15 protein-coding genes are annotated in these 14,971 nt (G+C 46.8%); 6 read left to right on the top strand and 9 right to left on the bottom strand.

Going from position 1 to position 14,971, the window contains the following annotated elements:
• Positions 1 to 6: 6 nt before the first annotated feature.
• Positions 7 to 477 carry a transcriptional regulator ArgR gene (gene argR / locus RCH83_RS16910; RefSeq protein ID WP_306523959.1) on the bottom strand — a complete coding sequence of 157 codons (471 nt, stop codon included), beginning with the start codon at positions 475 to 477 and terminating at the stop codon, positions 7 to 9.
• A 244-nt stretch (positions 478 to 721) separates the two neighbouring features.
• Between argR and mdh the strand changes: the two genes are divergently transcribed.
• Positions 722 to 1,660, top strand: a complete 939-nt coding sequence (gene mdh, locus RCH83_RS16905; protein ID WP_306523958.1) for a malate dehydrogenase — start codon at positions 722 to 724, stop codon at positions 1,658 to 1,660.
• 158 nt (positions 1,661 to 1,818) lie between these two features.
• Here the strand turns inward: mdh and ispB are convergent, their stop codons facing one another.
• On the bottom strand, positions 1,819 to 2,790 hold the full coding sequence (gene ispB, locus RCH83_RS16900; RefSeq protein ID WP_306523957.1) for an octaprenyl diphosphate synthase: 972 nt from the start codon (positions 2,788 to 2,790) through the stop codon (positions 1,819 to 1,821).
• Between the two features lie 205 nt (positions 2,791 to 2,995).
• Between ispB and rplU the strand changes: the two genes are divergently transcribed.
• The 5 genes from rplU (at position 2,996) to RCH83_RS16875 (ending at position 5,963) form a co-directional block, all read left to right on the top strand.
• Entirely contained in the window at positions 2,996 to 3,304 is a 309-nt protein-coding gene (gene rplU / locus RCH83_RS16895; RefSeq protein ID WP_306523956.1) for a 50S ribosomal protein L21, read from the top strand.
• Positions 3,305 to 3,322: 18 nt separating this feature from the next.
• The gene (rpmA, locus tag RCH83_RS16890; protein ID WP_008609266.1) at positions 3,323 to 3,580 is read left to right on the top strand and encodes a 50S ribosomal protein L27; all 258 of its coding nucleotides are present in this window, start codon (positions 3,323 to 3,325) and stop codon (positions 3,578 to 3,580) included.
• 267 nt (positions 3,581 to 3,847) lie between these two features.
• A complete protein-coding gene (cgtA, locus tag RCH83_RS16885) occupies positions 3,848 to 5,005 on the top strand; it encodes an Obg family GTPase CgtA (protein ID WP_306523955.1) in 1,158 nt (385 codons plus the stop codon).
• Between the two features lie 9 nt (positions 5,006 to 5,014).
• Complete coding sequence (gene folA / locus RCH83_RS16880) at positions 5,015 to 5,506, top strand: type 3 dihydrofolate reductase (protein ID WP_306523954.1); 492 nt, start codon at positions 5,015 to 5,017, stop codon at positions 5,504 to 5,506.
• Positions 5,507 to 5,585: 79 nt separating this feature from the next.
• The gene (locus tag RCH83_RS16875) at positions 5,586 to 5,963 is read left to right on the top strand and encodes a DUF3718 domain-containing protein (protein ID WP_306523953.1); all 378 of its coding nucleotides are present in this window, start codon (positions 5,586 to 5,588) and stop codon (positions 5,961 to 5,963) included.
• A gap of 249 nt (positions 5,964 to 6,212) precedes the next feature.
• Here the strand turns inward: RCH83_RS16875 and RCH83_RS16870 are convergent, their stop codons facing one another.
• The 7 genes from RCH83_RS16870 to lptD all read right to left on the bottom strand — a co-directional run bounded on the left by RCH83_RS16870 (position 6,213) and on the right by lptD (position 14,894).
• Complete coding sequence (locus RCH83_RS16870; protein ID WP_306523952.1) at positions 6,213 to 8,225, bottom strand: methyl-accepting chemotaxis protein; 2,013 nt, start codon at positions 8,223 to 8,225, stop codon at positions 6,213 to 6,215.
• Between the two features lie 88 nt (positions 8,226 to 8,313).
• Positions 8,314 to 9,126: a symmetrical bis(5'-nucleosyl)-tetraphosphatase gene (locus RCH83_RS16865; RefSeq protein ID WP_306523951.1), complete on the bottom strand. Its 813-nt coding sequence runs from the start codon at positions 9,124 to 9,126 to the stop codon at positions 8,314 to 8,316.
• A 2-nt stretch (positions 9,127 to 9,128) separates the two neighbouring features.
• Positions 9,129 to 9,506 (bottom strand): Co2+/Mg2+ efflux protein ApaG, encoded by a 378-nt coding sequence (apaG, locus tag RCH83_RS16860; protein ID WP_306523950.1) that lies wholly within the window; start codon positions 9,504 to 9,506, stop codon positions 9,129 to 9,131.
• Positions 9,499 to 10,317, bottom strand: coding sequence for a 16S rRNA (adenine(1518)-N(6)/adenine(1519)-N(6))-dimethyltransferase RsmA (gene rsmA, locus RCH83_RS16855; RefSeq protein WP_306523949.1), 819 nt, complete (start codon positions 10,315 to 10,317; stop codon positions 9,499 to 9,501). The genes apaG and rsmA overlap by 8 nt, the downstream gene beginning before the upstream one ends.
• The gene (pdxA, locus tag RCH83_RS16850) at positions 10,310 to 11,305 is read right to left on the bottom strand and encodes a 4-hydroxythreonine-4-phosphate dehydrogenase PdxA (protein ID WP_306523948.1); all 996 of its coding nucleotides are present in this window, start codon (positions 11,303 to 11,305) and stop codon (positions 10,310 to 10,312) included. The genes rsmA and pdxA overlap by 8 nt, the downstream gene beginning before the upstream one ends.
• On the bottom strand, positions 11,302 to 12,594 hold the full coding sequence (gene surA / locus RCH83_RS16845; protein WP_306523947.1) for a peptidylprolyl isomerase SurA: 1,293 nt from the start codon (positions 12,592 to 12,594) through the stop codon (positions 11,302 to 11,304). Before surA ends, pdxA begins: the two co-directional genes overlap by 4 nt.
• Before the next feature lie 11 nt (positions 12,595 to 12,605).
• Complete coding sequence (gene lptD / locus RCH83_RS16840) at positions 12,606 to 14,894, bottom strand: LPS assembly protein LptD (RefSeq protein ID WP_306523946.1); 2,289 nt, start codon at positions 14,892 to 14,894, stop codon at positions 12,606 to 12,608.
• Positions 14,895 to 14,971 lie beyond the last annotated feature (77 nt).

Genomic DNA, 14,971 nt, shown 5'->3' with positions numbered 1-14,971 from the left:
AGCTGATTAAACAGTTTCAAATAATGCGGTGACGTTACACAAAGTCTGATTGATATTTTTAACACTGGTGGGGGCAATAAAAATAGTGTCATCACCGGCAATAGTACCAAGTACTCCTTCGGCTTTTCCGACGGAATCCAGCAAACGTGCTATCAGCTGAGCTGCTCCGGGGCTGGTGCGGATAATAATCATGACATCATTGTGTTCTATATCAAGCACCAGTTGGCGCAATGGGCTTTTGGTGGTTGGTACTCCCAGCTCTGGGGGCAAACAATACACCATCTCCTGCCTGGCATTACGGGTACGTACTGCACCATATCTGCTCAGCATTCTGGAGACTTTTGATTGACTCACATTGTCAAAGCCCTCGGCTTTTAATGCTTCAACAATGTCACTTTGGGAGCCAAAACGCTCTTCCTTCAGCAGAGATTTAAAAGCAGAGATGAGCGCTTCTTGTTTGGATTGTTTAGTCATCATTTATCTTTCTTTGCAAATTTACCGGCCGGTTTGAGCAAAGTTACCACAGCTGACGAACGAAGGCAGTAAAATCGATGCAGTTAAGCTAAAATGGCTAGACTTTTGGTGAATATCTATTCGCTGGAAACCGTGTTCTACTTGGTGTTTTTATTGCGCACAATAAGCAGAAGTCATTTGTAATTTGCCCATGATTTCAGTATTGTTGGGCGCGTTTTTTAACAGAACCGTAAATTGGGAGAATAGCATGAAAGTTGCCGTATTAGGTGCTGCTGGTGGTATCGGTCAGGCCTTATCTTTATTACTGAAGTTAAACCTGCCAGCCGGTACGGATTTAGCGTTATACGACCTGGCTCCGGTCACTCCAGGCGTCGCGGTAGATTTAAGCCATATCCCTACAGCTGTAAAAGTGACAGGCCATGGTAAAGAAGATTTAAACACTGCCCTGGCAGGCGCTGATATCGTGATGATCCCAGCCGGTATGCCGCGCAAACCAGGTATGGATCGTTCAGACTTGTTTAACATCAACGCAGGTGTTGTGAAGACACTGGCTGAAGCTATTGTGCAACAATGTCCAAAAGCTCTGGTGGGTATTATCACTAACCCGGTGAATACGACTGTTGCTATCGCTGCTGAAGTTTTCAAAAAAGCCGGTACTTATGATGCAAAACGTCTGTTTGGTGTAACCACACTTGACGTGATCCGCGCTGAAACCTTTGTTGGTGAATTAAAAGGCAAAAACCCGGCCAACGTTATTGTTCCGGTAATTGGCGGTCACAGCGGTACTACTATTCTGCCTTTGTTGTCTCAGGTTGATGGTGTGAGCTTCACTGATGAAGAGATTTCTTCCTTAACTTACCGTATCCAGAATGCCGGTACTGAAGTTGTGGAAGCAAAAGCCGGTGGCGGTTCAGCAACTTTATCTATGGGTCAGGCAGCTGCCCGTTTCTGCGTATCTTTGGTAAAAGGTCTGCAAGGCGAAGCTGTCACTGAATACGCTTATGTTGAAGGCAACGGCGAACACGCCCGTTTCTTCGCTCAGCCTATTACTTTAGGTAAAAACGGTGTTGAAGCTTTATTACCAATTGGTGCTTTAAGCGCTTACGAGCAAAAAGCCATGAACGAGATGCTGCCTACATTAAAAGCAGATATCACGTTAGGCGAAGACTTTGTAAACAAAGCATAATGATTGATATGACGAGTCCTGAAATAGGTTGATACCTGGACAGGGCCGCTCAACAGATAAAAAAGCCAGCTAATGCTGGCTTTTTTTATGCGGTTTTACCGCGTTCAGATGCACATCTATTCTCTGCCTGAGTGCATGGAGTGAATCTGCTAAACAATTTAGTGATTGCGGTCTACCGCCATGTCAGCCAATGCGAGCAAAGCATTTTTATAAGGCGAATCAGCCAGGAAAGCGATAGCATCACGTGCCTTTTGCGCTTCCTGTTCGGCGATATTGCGTGTGTATTCAAAAGCCTGGGTTTGTTCCAGCGCTGCCATAATCTCAGCCAGCTTGCTTAAACCATTACTTTCAACAATGGCTTCACGAATAAGTGCCTGTTGGGCATTGGTACCATGTTTCAGTGCATGAATCAGCGGTAACGTTGGTTTACCTTCAGCAAGGTCGTCACCGATATTTTTGCCCAGCTCATCAACGTTGGCCTGATAATCCAGCACATCGTCAATCAGCTGGAATGCAGTGCCTAAGTGCATGCCATATGCTTTCATAGCGTCTACAACATGTTCTTCCTGATCTGATAAAACAGCCGCCAGTTGGGTTGCCGCTTCAAACAGTTTGGCTGTTTTGCAATAAATAACCTGCATATAACTTTCTTCGGTGGTATCAGGGTCGTTGACATTCATCAACTGCAATACTTCGCCTTCAGCAATGATGTTGGTAGCATCAGCGAGGATTTCCATTACACGCATTCTGCCAAGTGACACCATCAGCTGGAAAGAGCGGGTATAAAGGAAATCGCCCACCAGTACACTGGCCTGATTGCCAAAAACAGCATTTGCCGTTTCTTTGCCACGACGCAACATCGATTCATCAACGACGTCATCATGCAATAAGGTGGCGGTGTGAATAAATTCAATAATAGTGGCAAGCGTCACATGTTGCTGCCCCTGGTAACCCAAAGCACGGGCGGCCAGCACGGCCAGCAGCGGACGCAATCTCTTGCCGCCACTATTGACTATATAGATGCCAAGTTGATTGATTAAAGCGACATCTGAACTGAGCTGAGAGAAGATGTGCTGGTTGACTGCTGTCATGTCGTTTTGACTTAACAGCTTGATTTCATCGAGCGTCATTCTGAATAACTGCACCAACGGTTAAAGTGCCCCGATTCTACACCAAGAGCTATATTGGCAAAACTAAAAGTCTCACATTTTGTGAAGTGCTGATCTTTTTCAGTTTTCCTCTTGCGAGGGTAGGGGAAATTGCGTACAATTCGCGCCCTGTGAATATAATTAACACGCCCCTTATGTGGCTGGCGTGATCTGTACGGAGTTAACTATGTACGCGGTTTTCCAAAGTGGTGGCAAACAGCACCGTGTGACTGAAGGCCAAACCCTTCGTCTAGAAAAACTGGACTTAGAAAAGGGTGCAACCGTTGAATTCGCTGCGTTGATGATTGTCAATGGCGAAGAAGTCAAAATCGGTACTCCTTTAGTTGAAGGCAGTAAAGTAACTGCGGAAGTGGTCGATCATGACCGTGGCGATAAAGTTAAAATCGTCAAATTCCGTCGTCGTAAGCACTACCGTAAACAAGCTGGCCATCGTCAGTGGTTTACTGAAGTGAAAATTACTGGCATCAGCGCTTAATTTCAGGAGTAACGACTCATGGCAAGTAAAAAAGGTGTAGGTAGTACACGTAACGGTCGTGATTCAGAAGCGAAACGCTTAGGTGTTAAGCGTTTCGGCGGCGAGTCAGTATTAGCCGGTAACATCATCGTGCGTCAACGTGGTACTAAGTTCCACGCTGGTTCAAACGTTGGTATCGGTAAAGACCACACATTATTCGCTTTAACTGACGGTAAAGTTAAGTTTGAAGTGAAAGGTGAACACAATCGTAAGTTCGTGAGCATTGTCAGCGAATAATCCGAAAGTTTCCGGAAAAAGCCCCGCCCAGTGCGGGGTTTTTTTTACGTGAAAGCCTGTGGGCTGACACAGAAACAAAACAAGCTTGGTTTGCTTGTTTCAGGAAGTTTGATGTTCAGATAAGTCAGTATGGCGCTGATATAGCATTATTGTCGGGCCATAGTTTTCCAGTGATGCACTGGTATAGCGCAGTAATCCAGCTCATTTAGCCGATTCTGCGCATTCGGTTTATACTAAACCGCTAGCAACAACAGCAGGATATTGCAGATGAAATTCGTAGATGAAGCGGTGATCCGCGTCGAAGCCGGTGATGGTGGCAACGGTATTATCAGTTTCCGCCGGGAAAAATTTGTCTCAAAAGGCGGTCCAAACGGCGGTGACGGCGGGGATGGCGGCGACGTCTATTTACTGGCAGATAGTAACCTTAATACGCTGGTAGATTATCAGTTCGAAAAAATTCATATTGCCCCTCGCGGCCAAAATGGTATGAGCACCAACTGCACCGGTAAAAGAGGTGAAGATATGGTGTTGCGTGTGCCTGTGGGTACCCGTGCTGTGGATATCGACACTAACGAATCTTTAGGTGATCTGACGCAAAATGGCCAAAAACTGATGGTTGCCAAAGGTGGCTGGCATGGTTTGGGCAATGCCCGTTTTGCCAGCAGCACCAACCGTACCCCGCGGAAAAAGACCAATGGTACACCAGGTGAAGTACGTAACCTGCGCTTAGAACTGCTGCTTTTAGCTGATGTTGGTATGCTGGGTTTGCCTAATGCCGGTAAGTCTACTTTTATACGTGCTGTTTCATCTGCCAAACCTAAAGTTGCTGATTATCCTTTCACCACTTTAGTGCCAAATCTGGGTGTAGTGCGCACCGAAAGCAGTAAGTCTTTTGTAATTGCAGATATTCCAGGTTTGATTGAAGGCGCATCCGAAGGTGCTGGCCTTGGTATTCAGTTCCTGAAGCACCTCGAGCGTTGTGGTTTATTGTTGCATATGGTTGATGTGTTGCCAGCAGATGGTTCAGATCCGGCAGAAAATGCCCAGGTGATTATTCAGGAACTGGCAAAATACAGCGACAAACTGGCTCATAAGCCACGTTGGCTGGTCTTTAACAAGATTGATTTGGTACTTGAAGACGAACTGGAAGAAATTAAACAGCGTGTTATTGATACTATTCAGTGGGATGGTCCTGTTTACACTGTTTCAGCCGCTTCCCGCACCAACACCGAAAAAATGTGTCAGGACATCCAGTCTTATTTAGATGTATTACCAAAAGAACAACCGACCGAGCAGTTACTTGATCCGGTGCAGTTCAAATGGGACGATTACCATGAGCAAGTGATGGATTTATCGGACGATTTGGATGATGACGATGATTTTGATGAAGATGATTATGATGTTGAAGTTATTTACCGCCGTTAAGGAAACTGCATGAAAATAGCTCTGGTTGCAGCTATGGCCAATCAAAATGTGATTGGCCTTAACAATCAGATGCCCTGGCATATGCCGGCAGATTTAGCGCACTTTAAAAAAGTTACGTTGGGTAAGCCGGTTATTATGGGGCGTAAAACTTACGATTCTATCGGCAGGTTGTTGCCGGGCCGCCGTAATATCATTATCAGCCGTCAGACTGCGCCTGCAGGCTTTACGGCCGACTGGGTTGATTCAGTGGAAGCTGCGCTGGCGTTAGTCGCCGATGAGCCGGAAGTGATGATCATCGGTGGCGCTCAGTTATACCGGCAGATGTTAGCGCGGGCTAACCGGCTTTATCTGACACATATTGATCTGGAAACTACAGGGGATGCATTTTTCCCTGACTATCAGAGTGAGCCGGGCTGGCAGGTCATTTCAACAGAACAACATCAGGCTGATGGACAGAATCCTTATTCGTATCGCTTTGTGTTAGTTGAAAAAAGCTCCTGAGTTGCTGGTGGATTGCACAGCTTATAACATGTTGCTACTATTAGTCGGTTCTTGATCCCAACAGTCTGAGAGGTCGTCTATGAAAGTATTACCAGCGATGTTATGCGGTTCGCTGTTAACTGGTCTGTTCGTGGTTACTCCTGCAGCTTACGCCGACCAGCAGCTGGCGGCATCCATGTGTGATTATGTCAAAGCAGATGATAAAAACCGTTTTCGTAAATTGTTAAGTGAAAACCGTCTGCGTTTGCGCAATATATATGATGGTGTGATGTGTGATGGCAACTCGATGATCCGCCATGCAGTAAAAAACAATGCGGCAGGGGCGGGGGAGTTTATTATTAAACAGCTTCCAGCAGCACAAATTACGGCTTCTGGTGACATTGCCTGGGCCGAGTCGAACCATGCAGGCTCACCGCTGATTGCGGTATTAAAAGAACGCGCCGGTGGCGGTGAATAATTGAGTTAAAAAAACCGCTGTTAAGCGGTTTTTTTTGCGTATAAATTAAGTGGCATTGGTGGTGTCACAATAACCTGCTCGCTGGTAAAACAAGCTCGTCGTTATAGGGTTACTGGTACCTGGGTTGTGTTTATGCCAGTCCCGGATGTATTGCTAAAGCAAATAAGCCCGCAGTGCCACCATTATTCAGGACGGGTCACAGGCAATAAAAAAGGAGCTCAGTGAGCTCCTTTTTTCTATGCAGTTTTATCAAACTTTAAACTGGTCTACAGACTGGCGTAATTCTTCCGCCAGACGAGCTACTTCGTGACTTGAATCCGAAGTTTGCTCTGCACCTGAGGCTGTTTCTTCAGCGATATTTACGATAGATTCCAGCAGCTTACTGATTTCATGTGAAACCTGATTCTGCTCACGGGCGGCGTGGGAAATCTGTTCGCTCATATCATGCGCCAAATGCACCGCATGGGTAATGGAGTCCAGAGCTTCAGCGGCAACTTCAGTTTGTGTGACACAGTTTTCCGCCTGACGACGGCCTTTGTTCATGGCTTCAACCGCAGCATGAGCCCCAGATTGTAATACCTGGATCATCGCCTGAATTTCCTGCGTTGAAGATTGGGTTTTACTGGCCAGTGAACGAACTTCATCGGCAACAACAGCAAAACCACGTCCCTGTTCACCGGCGCGCGCCGCTTCAATGGCTGCGTTTAATGCCAGCAGGTTTGTTTGTTCAGCGATGCCGCGAATTACATCAAGGATGCTACCGATAGAAGCGCTGTCCTGGTGTAGCTTGTTGATCACTTTAGAAGCTTGTTCAACTTCCTGTGATAACTGCAGAATGGTCTGTTTGTTGGTATTGGAAATACCTTTTACCCGCTCAGCTTCACTGTCGGCATGTTTAATTTCAGCCAGAGCGTCGCTTGAGCTTTGCATCACACCTTGTGAGGTGCTGCTCATTTCAGTGGTCGCTGTTGCTGCCTGAGTGACCTGAGATTTCTGCTCACGAATCGCCTGAGTCGACTGTACAGTGATAGCCGAAGTCTGTTCTGACGCCGCTGCCAGCTGGGTAGAACGTGAAATAATACCCTGAATTAACTGACGCAGATTACTGATCACCTGATTACAGTTTCTTGCCAGCTCGCCGAATTCATCGGACGCCGAATCATCCAGTTTTTTCGTCAGGTCACCCGAAGCGACCACACCTAAAATTTCATTTACTTTAGCCAGTGGCGTAGTGATGCTGCGTACCGTTAACAGTGCAATACCCACAGCCAATACGATTGAAACCAGTACCACGATAAAAATCAGTACCACAGCATTACTGACACCTGATTCAGCTTCCTGCTGAATTTCGCCTGCAGCGCTGCGGGCTTTGCTTAATAACTGATTCAATGCAGAAACTGCATCTGTGGTTTGTTGTTCTGCTGTAGTCAGCATTTTTTGTGCAGAAGCAGTGGCGGCAAGCCGTTGTTGTTTCAGTGCCAGGATGCCGTCAGCTGAATTGAGCAGGTCATTGATAGCAGTAATTTTTTCTTCCAGATCTGCCACCATTTCAACTGATTCACCAGCTTCGTCTTTGATCACCGTCATTTTGCCGGCGATATCGCTCATGCGGTTTTTAATTTCATTGCTCAAAGTTTCGCTGGTGGTTGGTGTGTTGGTGCGAATGAGATCAACCACTGTAGACACCAGAGAGTTTAAGCTTGTTTCCATCTCTGATGCGGCTGCATAAGATTTTGGGAACCTGCTACTTGCACTGCGAATGTCTGTAAAATCAAGAATTAATGATGCTGCGTCGTCGGAGTTACCTTCCAGATCTGACAGCTTATTGTCCATCTGATCTCTTAAGGTCAGGCTCTTTTTTAACGCGGCGAAAAGCTCGTTACTGGTTGGAATAAACTGCTCATATGCAGCATTAACTTGTTTAAAGCTGGCTGCCAGTTCTTGTTCTGCTGCCACCACAGACTGCAGAGATTTTGCAGCTGCATCGTACATGGCTTTTTCGGACTGGAACTGACCTTCCAGAGTAGAAACATTTTTCACTTCATCAGCGTAATAAGCCTGCAGGCTTACTTTGCTCATTTTTACAAATTCACTCTGTAAGGTTGCACTGTTTTCAAGCGCAGGAATAGAAATGGTGTTTACCTGACTGGTTGAATCACTAATATTGCTCAGACTTATATAAGACGTGATACCGATGAATAACAACAGCAGTGAAATAACACCAAAGCCACCCACAATACGCAGTGCTACAGTTAACTTCATATGGAACTCCCAACGGGTTTTAAATTAGTCGCGCAAATCTGCGGCGGCCTGGCCTGACGACCAATTTGTCTTTCGGAAAACGACTGTATTATAGTTGTTTTTTATATCCAACTACACTATAACGCCGTTGCGATTCAATACAATAGGCCGTCAAAGAATTACCCCAGACACAACCTGTGTCAAGCGCGTGGATGGCCTCCACATCGCATATTCCCTGTAGTGCAGCCCAATGACCAAAAAAAATGGTTGGGTGCTGCTTGTCACGCCAAAACTCGAACCAGGGGATCAAATCCGGATTTGCCGAGACTTCGCCTTTTTCTTTTAATTCCAGCCGGCCATCTGCCAGACAATAACGCATTCGGGTACAACTATTGATGGTAAATCGCCATCTTGCCGCTTTGGTGTCGGCATCCTGCCATAAATCGGGTTGATTGCCATACATCTGGCTAAATACTGAAGGGGCGTCCTGTAGCAGACTTTGACAAACGTCAGCTGCGGCCTCTAATGCTGTTACCAGACTCCAGCCAGGCGCGAGCCCGGCATGTACCAGCATTAAATTTTCGCTGGCATTATAGTGGATCAGCGGTTGTTGTAGCAGCCAATCTGCCAGTTGATGTTTATCCGGGGCCTGCTGTAGTTCTTGCAGCTGATCGGCGGCAGTAATTTTGCCATAACCGTGCAAGGACGCCAGAAAGTTTAAGTCGTGGTTACCAAGTACCGTGATGGCGTTATCTGCCAAATCACGCACAAACCTTAAGGTTTGCAGCGATTGTGGGCCACGGGCAATTAAGTCACCACAAAACCAGAGCTGATCACGGTCGGGTTTAAAATTGATCTTTGTGAGCAGTTGCTGCAATTGGTCAAAGCAGCCCTGCACATCTCCAATCACATATCTTGGCATTGTCAGTTCAGAATATTTGGGATGGCCAGCCGGAATACCGGAATAGGTGCATTAAACATCTCACCTGATTCGGTTTTCATTTCATAATGCCCCTGCATAGTACCAACCGGAGTTTCCAGTACTGCACCGCTGGTGTAGCTGTAGCTGCTGCCCGGCGCCAGTTGAGGTTGTTCACCAACAACACCATCACCATAAACTTCAGAGTTTTTGCCATTGGCGTCTGTGATAGACCAATAACGGCGCAATAACTGTACTGTCACCAGGCTGTTGTTGCGGATATTGATGGTATAAGCAAACACATAGCGGTTTGCTTTTTCATCCGACTGATTTTCAATGTAAAAAGTTTCGACCTGAATCGGGATTGAATACTGCTCAGTCATTTTTTACATCCGGTTGTTGTGATAACCACTTAGCAATACGGATAAATTCACTGACCGGTAGTTGTTCCGGCCGCAATGACGGATCTATACCCAAAGCTTCTATTTGTTCGGCTGTGGCAAAATTGCTAAAACAATTACGCAAAGTTTTACGGCGTTGGTTAAAGGCTTCCAGACAAACCCGGTTCAGCACAGTCACCGGAACTCCATCACGTTCGCTGTCGTTCTTCGGGATCAGCCGCACCACAGCAGAATCTACCTTAGGTGCTGGTTTAAAAGCACCAGGCCCCACTTCAACCACCGGCATGGCATGACAGAAAAATTGCGTCATCACACTTAAACGGCCATAAGTTTTAGAGCCGTGACCTGCAGTCATGCGCTCCACTACTTCTTTTTGCAGCATAAAGTGCATGTTTTCAATGTGATTGGTAAATTCAAACAGATGAAACAGCAAAGGGGTGGAAATGTTATAAGGCAAGTTACCAAAAATTTTCAGCTTGCCGCCATCAGGCACCAGCGTGCTGAAATCAAATTTCATCGCATCGCCCTGATGAATCGTCAGCTTGTTGGCAAGTACCGGATGTTCACGCAGACGCTGGGCTAAATCACGGTCAAGTTCCACCACTGTTAAGTGACCGGCTTTTTCAGCCACAGGTTCAGTTAATGCGCCAAGGCCAGGGCCAATTTCCACCAGATGTTCACCAGGTTTTGGCGCTATAGCTTTGACAATACGTTCAATCACCACAGGATCATGCAGGAAGTTCTGGCCAAATCTTTTACGGGCCGTATGGCCTAAATGTACTTTATCATTCATGAGATAGTTTCGATTGAGTCGCTAAAAATATCGCCTGATCAAGGGCATGCAGCATACTGCCTGCGTCGGCTTTACCGCTGCCTGCTAAATCCAGCGCGGTGCCATGATCGACGGAAGTTCGGATAAGTGGCAAACCCAGACTGATATTTACTGAGCGGCCAAAACCTTTATATTTGAGAACAGGTAAACCCTGATCATGATACATCGCCAGCACGGCATCGGCATTGTCCAGGTACTTTGGCTGGAACAAGGTATCGGCCGGCAAAGGGCCAACCAGATCCATGCCCTGGGCACGTAGCTCATTCAGGGTTGGGATCATCACATCAATTTCTTCGCGCCCCAGATGTCCGTCTTCACCCGCATGTGGATTCAGGCCACAGACATAAATGCGCGGTTTGGCAATGGCAAATTTTTGCTGTAAATCCTGCTGCAGGATACGCAGTACCTGGGTCAGTCTTTCACGGGTAATGGCCTTGGCAACATAAGCCAGTGGAATATGGGTGGTAGCTAAGGCCACTCTTAAACCTTCGGTTGCCAGCATCATCACCACATAAGGTGTATTGGACTGATGAGCAAAAAATTCGGTATGGCCGCTAAAGGGGATGCCAGCTTTATTAATAATGCCTTTGTGCACCGGGCCTGTCACTATGGCGGCAAATTCACCACTGATAGATTTTTCCCCAACAAAACTTAAGGTTTCCACCACATAATGGCCATTGTTTTCATTTAATACGCCAGGAATTACAGACTGGGGTGCATGAATAGCGGCGATGGTTAAGGTTCCAGCTTGTTGGGGTTTGGGCTCTTGTTCACTCTGATAAGGCAATAAGGTTAGAGGCAACCCAAGCTGGGCTGCCCTTTGTGTCAGTACTTCTGGATCGGCACAAACCACCAGTTCAACCGGCCAGCTTTGCTGCGCCAGTTGCACCACCAGATCCGGCCCTATACCTGCAGGTTCTCCGGGTGTGATACCGATACGTAATGTCATTCAGCTTCCGCCAGAATTTCAATAAAGGCCTGATCGCGCAATTCACGCAGGAAATTACTGGATTCTTCGTTATAACGACGGTTGAAAATTAACCGGCCTGCTTGTTCACGTTTTTTCTCAGCGGTAGCGTCTACGGTGCGACGGTCATGCAACTGAATAATATGCCAACCGAACTCTGAGGCAAAAGGCTCACTGATCTCGCCTTTTTTCAGCGTGGCCAGCGTATTGCGAAAAGCAACAACATATTTAGCCGGATCTGCCCAACCCAGTTCGCCACCTTTGAGTTTTGAACCCGGATCTTCAGAATAAGTTTTGGCAAATTCAGCAAAATCGGCTTTGCCAGCTTTAAAGTCTTTTACAAAAGTGGCCAGCATATTTTTGGCTTTTTCTTCGCTGACAATAATGGACGGTTTGATCAGGACATGACGGGCATTCACTTCTTCAAACTCCACCACATTGGCGCCTTTGATATCAAAAATAGTCAGAATATGAAAACCAGCGCCCGAGCGCAGCGGACCAATCAGGTCTTTTTTCTTTTTACCACGAACCTGATCGGCAAATAAGGTTGGCATCTCGTTAATGTTCTGCCAGCCCATATCACCACCTTCCAGCGCAGTTTCAGCGGAAGAAGAGGCAATAGCTATTTTTTTGAAATCGCTGCCGGAGCGCAGCAACTCCATCACTTTATTAGCTTTTTCTTCGGCTTCTTTCATTTGTTCGGTGCTGGGTTCACTTGGCAATGCCACCAGAATATGACCGATATTGTATTGTTCATTGCTGCCGCCTTGTTGTTCCATCAACTTCAGTACAGTGTCCACTTCTTGTGGGCTGACATAAATACGGCGTTGTACGTTGGCACGTAATACTTCACCTGTGGTGATTTCTTCACGCAGACGCTCACGGAACAATTCATAACTGCCTTCTTCCTTCACCACCTGAGCACGCAGCTGGGTCACAGTCATTTTTTGCTCTTTGGCAATGTTTTCAATGGTTTCATCCAGTTGAGGGTCGGTAATTTGTAACCCCATCCGTTTGGCCATTTGCATCTGCAGGTTGTTCAGAATAAGCCTTTCCAGTGCCTGGGTGCGCAGTGCGCGGTCGGAAGGCAAAGTCTGATTTTGTGCCGCTGCGTTTTTCTTTACGCGCGCGACCATATCCTCAACTTCGCTCTCCAGCACCACGCCGTTATTGACGACAGCAGCAACTGCATCAACTTTTGTTTCGGCAGCCTGGCTGCTCAGCATGAAGCAGGTTGTTACGGCAACAGCAATCAACTTTTGTAACTTCATAAATTTCCACATTAATTATTAAGTAAATAAGGGCGGCGATATCCGAAGATGCCGCTGGACAACATATCTGACACATCAAATCCGGCTGAATCACCGAATCCTTTTAACACAAAACGTAACGCAATGCCGCTGTCCAGTTTCACCGGATTGTTTGGATTATTCACCAACAGCTCCAGATTAGTTTCAATCTGACGGCGGGCGACCAGCCGGATTGCCCAACAACAGGACTCATACTGCAAACCTATATTGGCTTCAATCATCCGGTCATTATTGATATCGCGGTAGTAACTGGCCACTGCTTGCCATTGGTTAGCAATGGGCATTGTCCCTAAAGCACCCAGCTGGGCAATTTCGGTGTTTGAGACATAACGGCTGTATCTATGGTTCAATTGAAATAATTTTTTATCATCACTGCGATAATCCAGGGTGACATTGCTTTTGACCATTTTTTTATTTTCAGCATCATATTGCACACCGCCATTCAGAAACCAGTTTTGCCGCCAGTGCACCAGCGTTTCGGCAGCAAAAATAGATTCAGTGGCGGCGACACTTTGTTGTTCGCCTGTTGGACCTGCAGGATCTGTTAATGCAGGTGACTTCGGATCAGCTAAAAACAAAATCTGACCCATGCTGAACCTGAAACGTTCGGTGTCTTGCTCGTCGTACACCCTGGTCGTCCAGCCTAATGTCAGCTGATTGGCATCATTAATGCGGTCCAGGCCTGAATAACGGTTCTGGCGGAATAAACCCGAATAGTCGTCCTGTAACCTGGCGGTGTCATACAGTTCAATATTGCTTTGGTCGCGAAAAGGGATATACAAATATTGCAGCTGGGGTTCCAGCGTTTGCAATGAATCCTGCCCGAACCAGCGGGTTTCCCGTTCAAAATTCAGTTTACCGTTCAAGCTGACTTTGGGCATGCTGCGTTGTACAGACTCGTCCAGCAAGATGCCGGGTTCAGTGGTTTTTTGCTGATAATAGGTATGTAATAAACTGCCTTCCAGCACCAGTTCCAGTGCCGGAGTGGTATAAGGCAGCCGCAGCGTTGGCTCCAGATGCACCCGGTCGGCGCTGCGCTTATACAGGTCATCATTTTCAAAATGGGCATATTGACCGGCCCACAGCAGTTGCAGCTTGTCGCCCAATGGCAAAGCTTTGGCAGAGCTGAAGTCCCACTGCGGTAAAGCGCTGAAGGCTTTATTGTAATTGCCGAGAATTTCAAAACCTTGCAGCTGAATATCCGAATGCACATAATCGCCGTAATAACTCAGATTGGCCTGACGGTACAGTTGGGTATCACTCTGGTTATTGATGGCAGAGCCGAGTTCAGTTAAATAAGCATCATCACTGACATCGGTAAAATCGACACTGGCGCGCCAGCGGTCGCTAAAATCGGCAATATGGCTGATATGGGATAAATAACGGGCACCAAAATCGACGGCTTTTTCCTGATCTTTATCCAGATATTCCAGATACAAAGAACCACGGTGGGCCTCTGTCAGATAGCGGAATTCAGAATTGAGCTGGGTGCCACGTTGGCTCATATATCTGGGGGTTAAAGTGGCGTCGTAGTTTTCCGCCAGATTCAGATAATACGGCAGTTGGATATCTAAACCGAGTTTTTGTGAACTACCGATATTGGGAAATAACACCCCTGTTTTGCGTTTGTTGCTGACAGGGTAAGTCATATAAGGCAGATATAACACAGGCACGCCTTTGATTTTCACAAAGGAATTCCAGGCTTCGCCCCAGCCATCATCGGCGTTGATCTGAATTTTTTCTGCTTCCAATGCCCAGCCATTGTCGCCATCCGGGCAAGTGGTGAAACTCGCTTCCTGCAACTCGACGTTCTGATCTGAGGCCGACATTTGTGCGGCATAACCGCGGCCAGCCTGGCCTAAAAAGCGGTATTCAGCATCCTGCAAAGTAACTTTGTTTTCTGCCAGGCGTGCGCTGAATGAGCTACTACTAACTTTGAGCATTGAACTGTAATAACTGATGCCGCCATCGGCTGACATACTCTGCTCAGGTTTACTAAAACGGGCGCTTGGCGCTGTTAATAAAGTGTCGCGATATGTCAGCTGCACAGTGTCGCTGAATTCAGCCACCTGATTGCCAATAAGTTGTGCACGGCCCGAATCGATGCGCAGCTGGTCATCATTTTTATTAAGACTGGCCAGAATGGGCGGTAATTCGGGTTTGGGATAACACTGCAGTACTGTCGCCGCATGCGAAAACCATGGCGCAGCAGCACCACTGATGGCCAGCAGTATCCATTGATTTAATAAAGTTCGTTTCATCCCGCAGTCTCAGAGTAGAAGCCTTGCTGCAGTTGCATCGTTGCAAAAACAGCAGGTTGGTCATGATAAAGCAATTT

Source organism: Rheinheimera sp., assembly GCF_030824435.1.
In the GTDB taxonomy this organism is placed as follows: domain Bacteria; phylum Pseudomonadota; class Gammaproteobacteria; order Enterobacterales; family Alteromonadaceae; genus Pararheinheimera.
The sequence above is the reverse complement of the archived record's forward strand: the minus strand, read 5'-3'. Positions and strand labels throughout refer to the sequence as shown.

Bases quoted from the DNA above. Each gene is read 5' to 3' on its own strand.
- surA (WP_306523947.1), bottom strand. From the start codon at position 12,594: ATGAAGTTACAAAAGTTGATTGCTGTTGCCGTAACAACCTGCTTCATG.
- lptD (WP_306523946.1), bottom strand. From the start codon at position 14,894: ATGAAACGAACTTTATTAAATCAATGGATACTGCTGGCCATCAGTGGT.
- folA (WP_306523954.1), top strand. From the start codon at position 5,015: ATGAAAATAGCTCTGGTTGCAGCTATGGCCAATCAAAATGTGATTGGC.
- cgtA (WP_306523955.1), top strand. From the start codon at position 3,848: ATGAAATTCGTAGATGAAGCGGTGATCCGCGTCGAAGCCGGTGATGGT.
- mdh (WP_306523958.1), top strand. From the start codon at position 722: ATGAAAGTTGCCGTATTAGGTGCTGCTGGTGGTATCGGTCAGGCCTTA.
- pdxA (WP_306523948.1), bottom strand. From the start codon at position 11,305: ATGACATTACGTATCGGTATCACACCCGGAGAACCTGCAGGTATAGGG.
- RCH83_RS16870 (WP_306523952.1), bottom strand. From the start codon at position 8,225: ATGAAGTTAACTGTAGCACTGCGTATTGTGGGTGGCTTTGGTGTTATT.
- RCH83_RS16875 (WP_306523953.1), top strand. From the start codon at position 5,586: ATGAAAGTATTACCAGCGATGTTATGCGGTTCGCTGTTAACTGGTCTG.
- rsmA (WP_306523949.1), bottom strand. From the start codon at position 10,317: ATGAATGATAAAGTACATTTAGGCCATACGGCCCGTAAAAGATTTGGC.
- apaG (WP_306523950.1), bottom strand. From the start codon at position 9,506: ATGACTGAGCAGTATTCAATCCCGATTCAGGTCGAAACTTTTTACATT.
- RCH83_RS16865 (WP_306523951.1), bottom strand. From the start codon at position 9,126: ATGCCAAGATATGTGATTGGAGATGTGCAGGGCTGCTTTGACCAATTG.
- ispB (WP_306523957.1), bottom strand. From the start codon at position 2,790: ATGACGCTCGATGAAATCAAGCTGTTAAGTCAAAACGACATGACAGCA.
- rplU (WP_306523956.1), top strand. From the start codon at position 2,996: ATGTACGCGGTTTTCCAAAGTGGTGGCAAACAGCACCGTGTGACTGAA.
- argR (WP_306523959.1), bottom strand. From the start codon at position 477: ATGATGACTAAACAATCCAAACAAGAAGCGCTCATCTCTGCTTTTAAA.
- rpmA (WP_008609266.1), top strand. From the start codon at position 3,323: ATGGCAAGTAAAAAAGGTGTAGGTAGTACACGTAACGGTCGTGATTCA.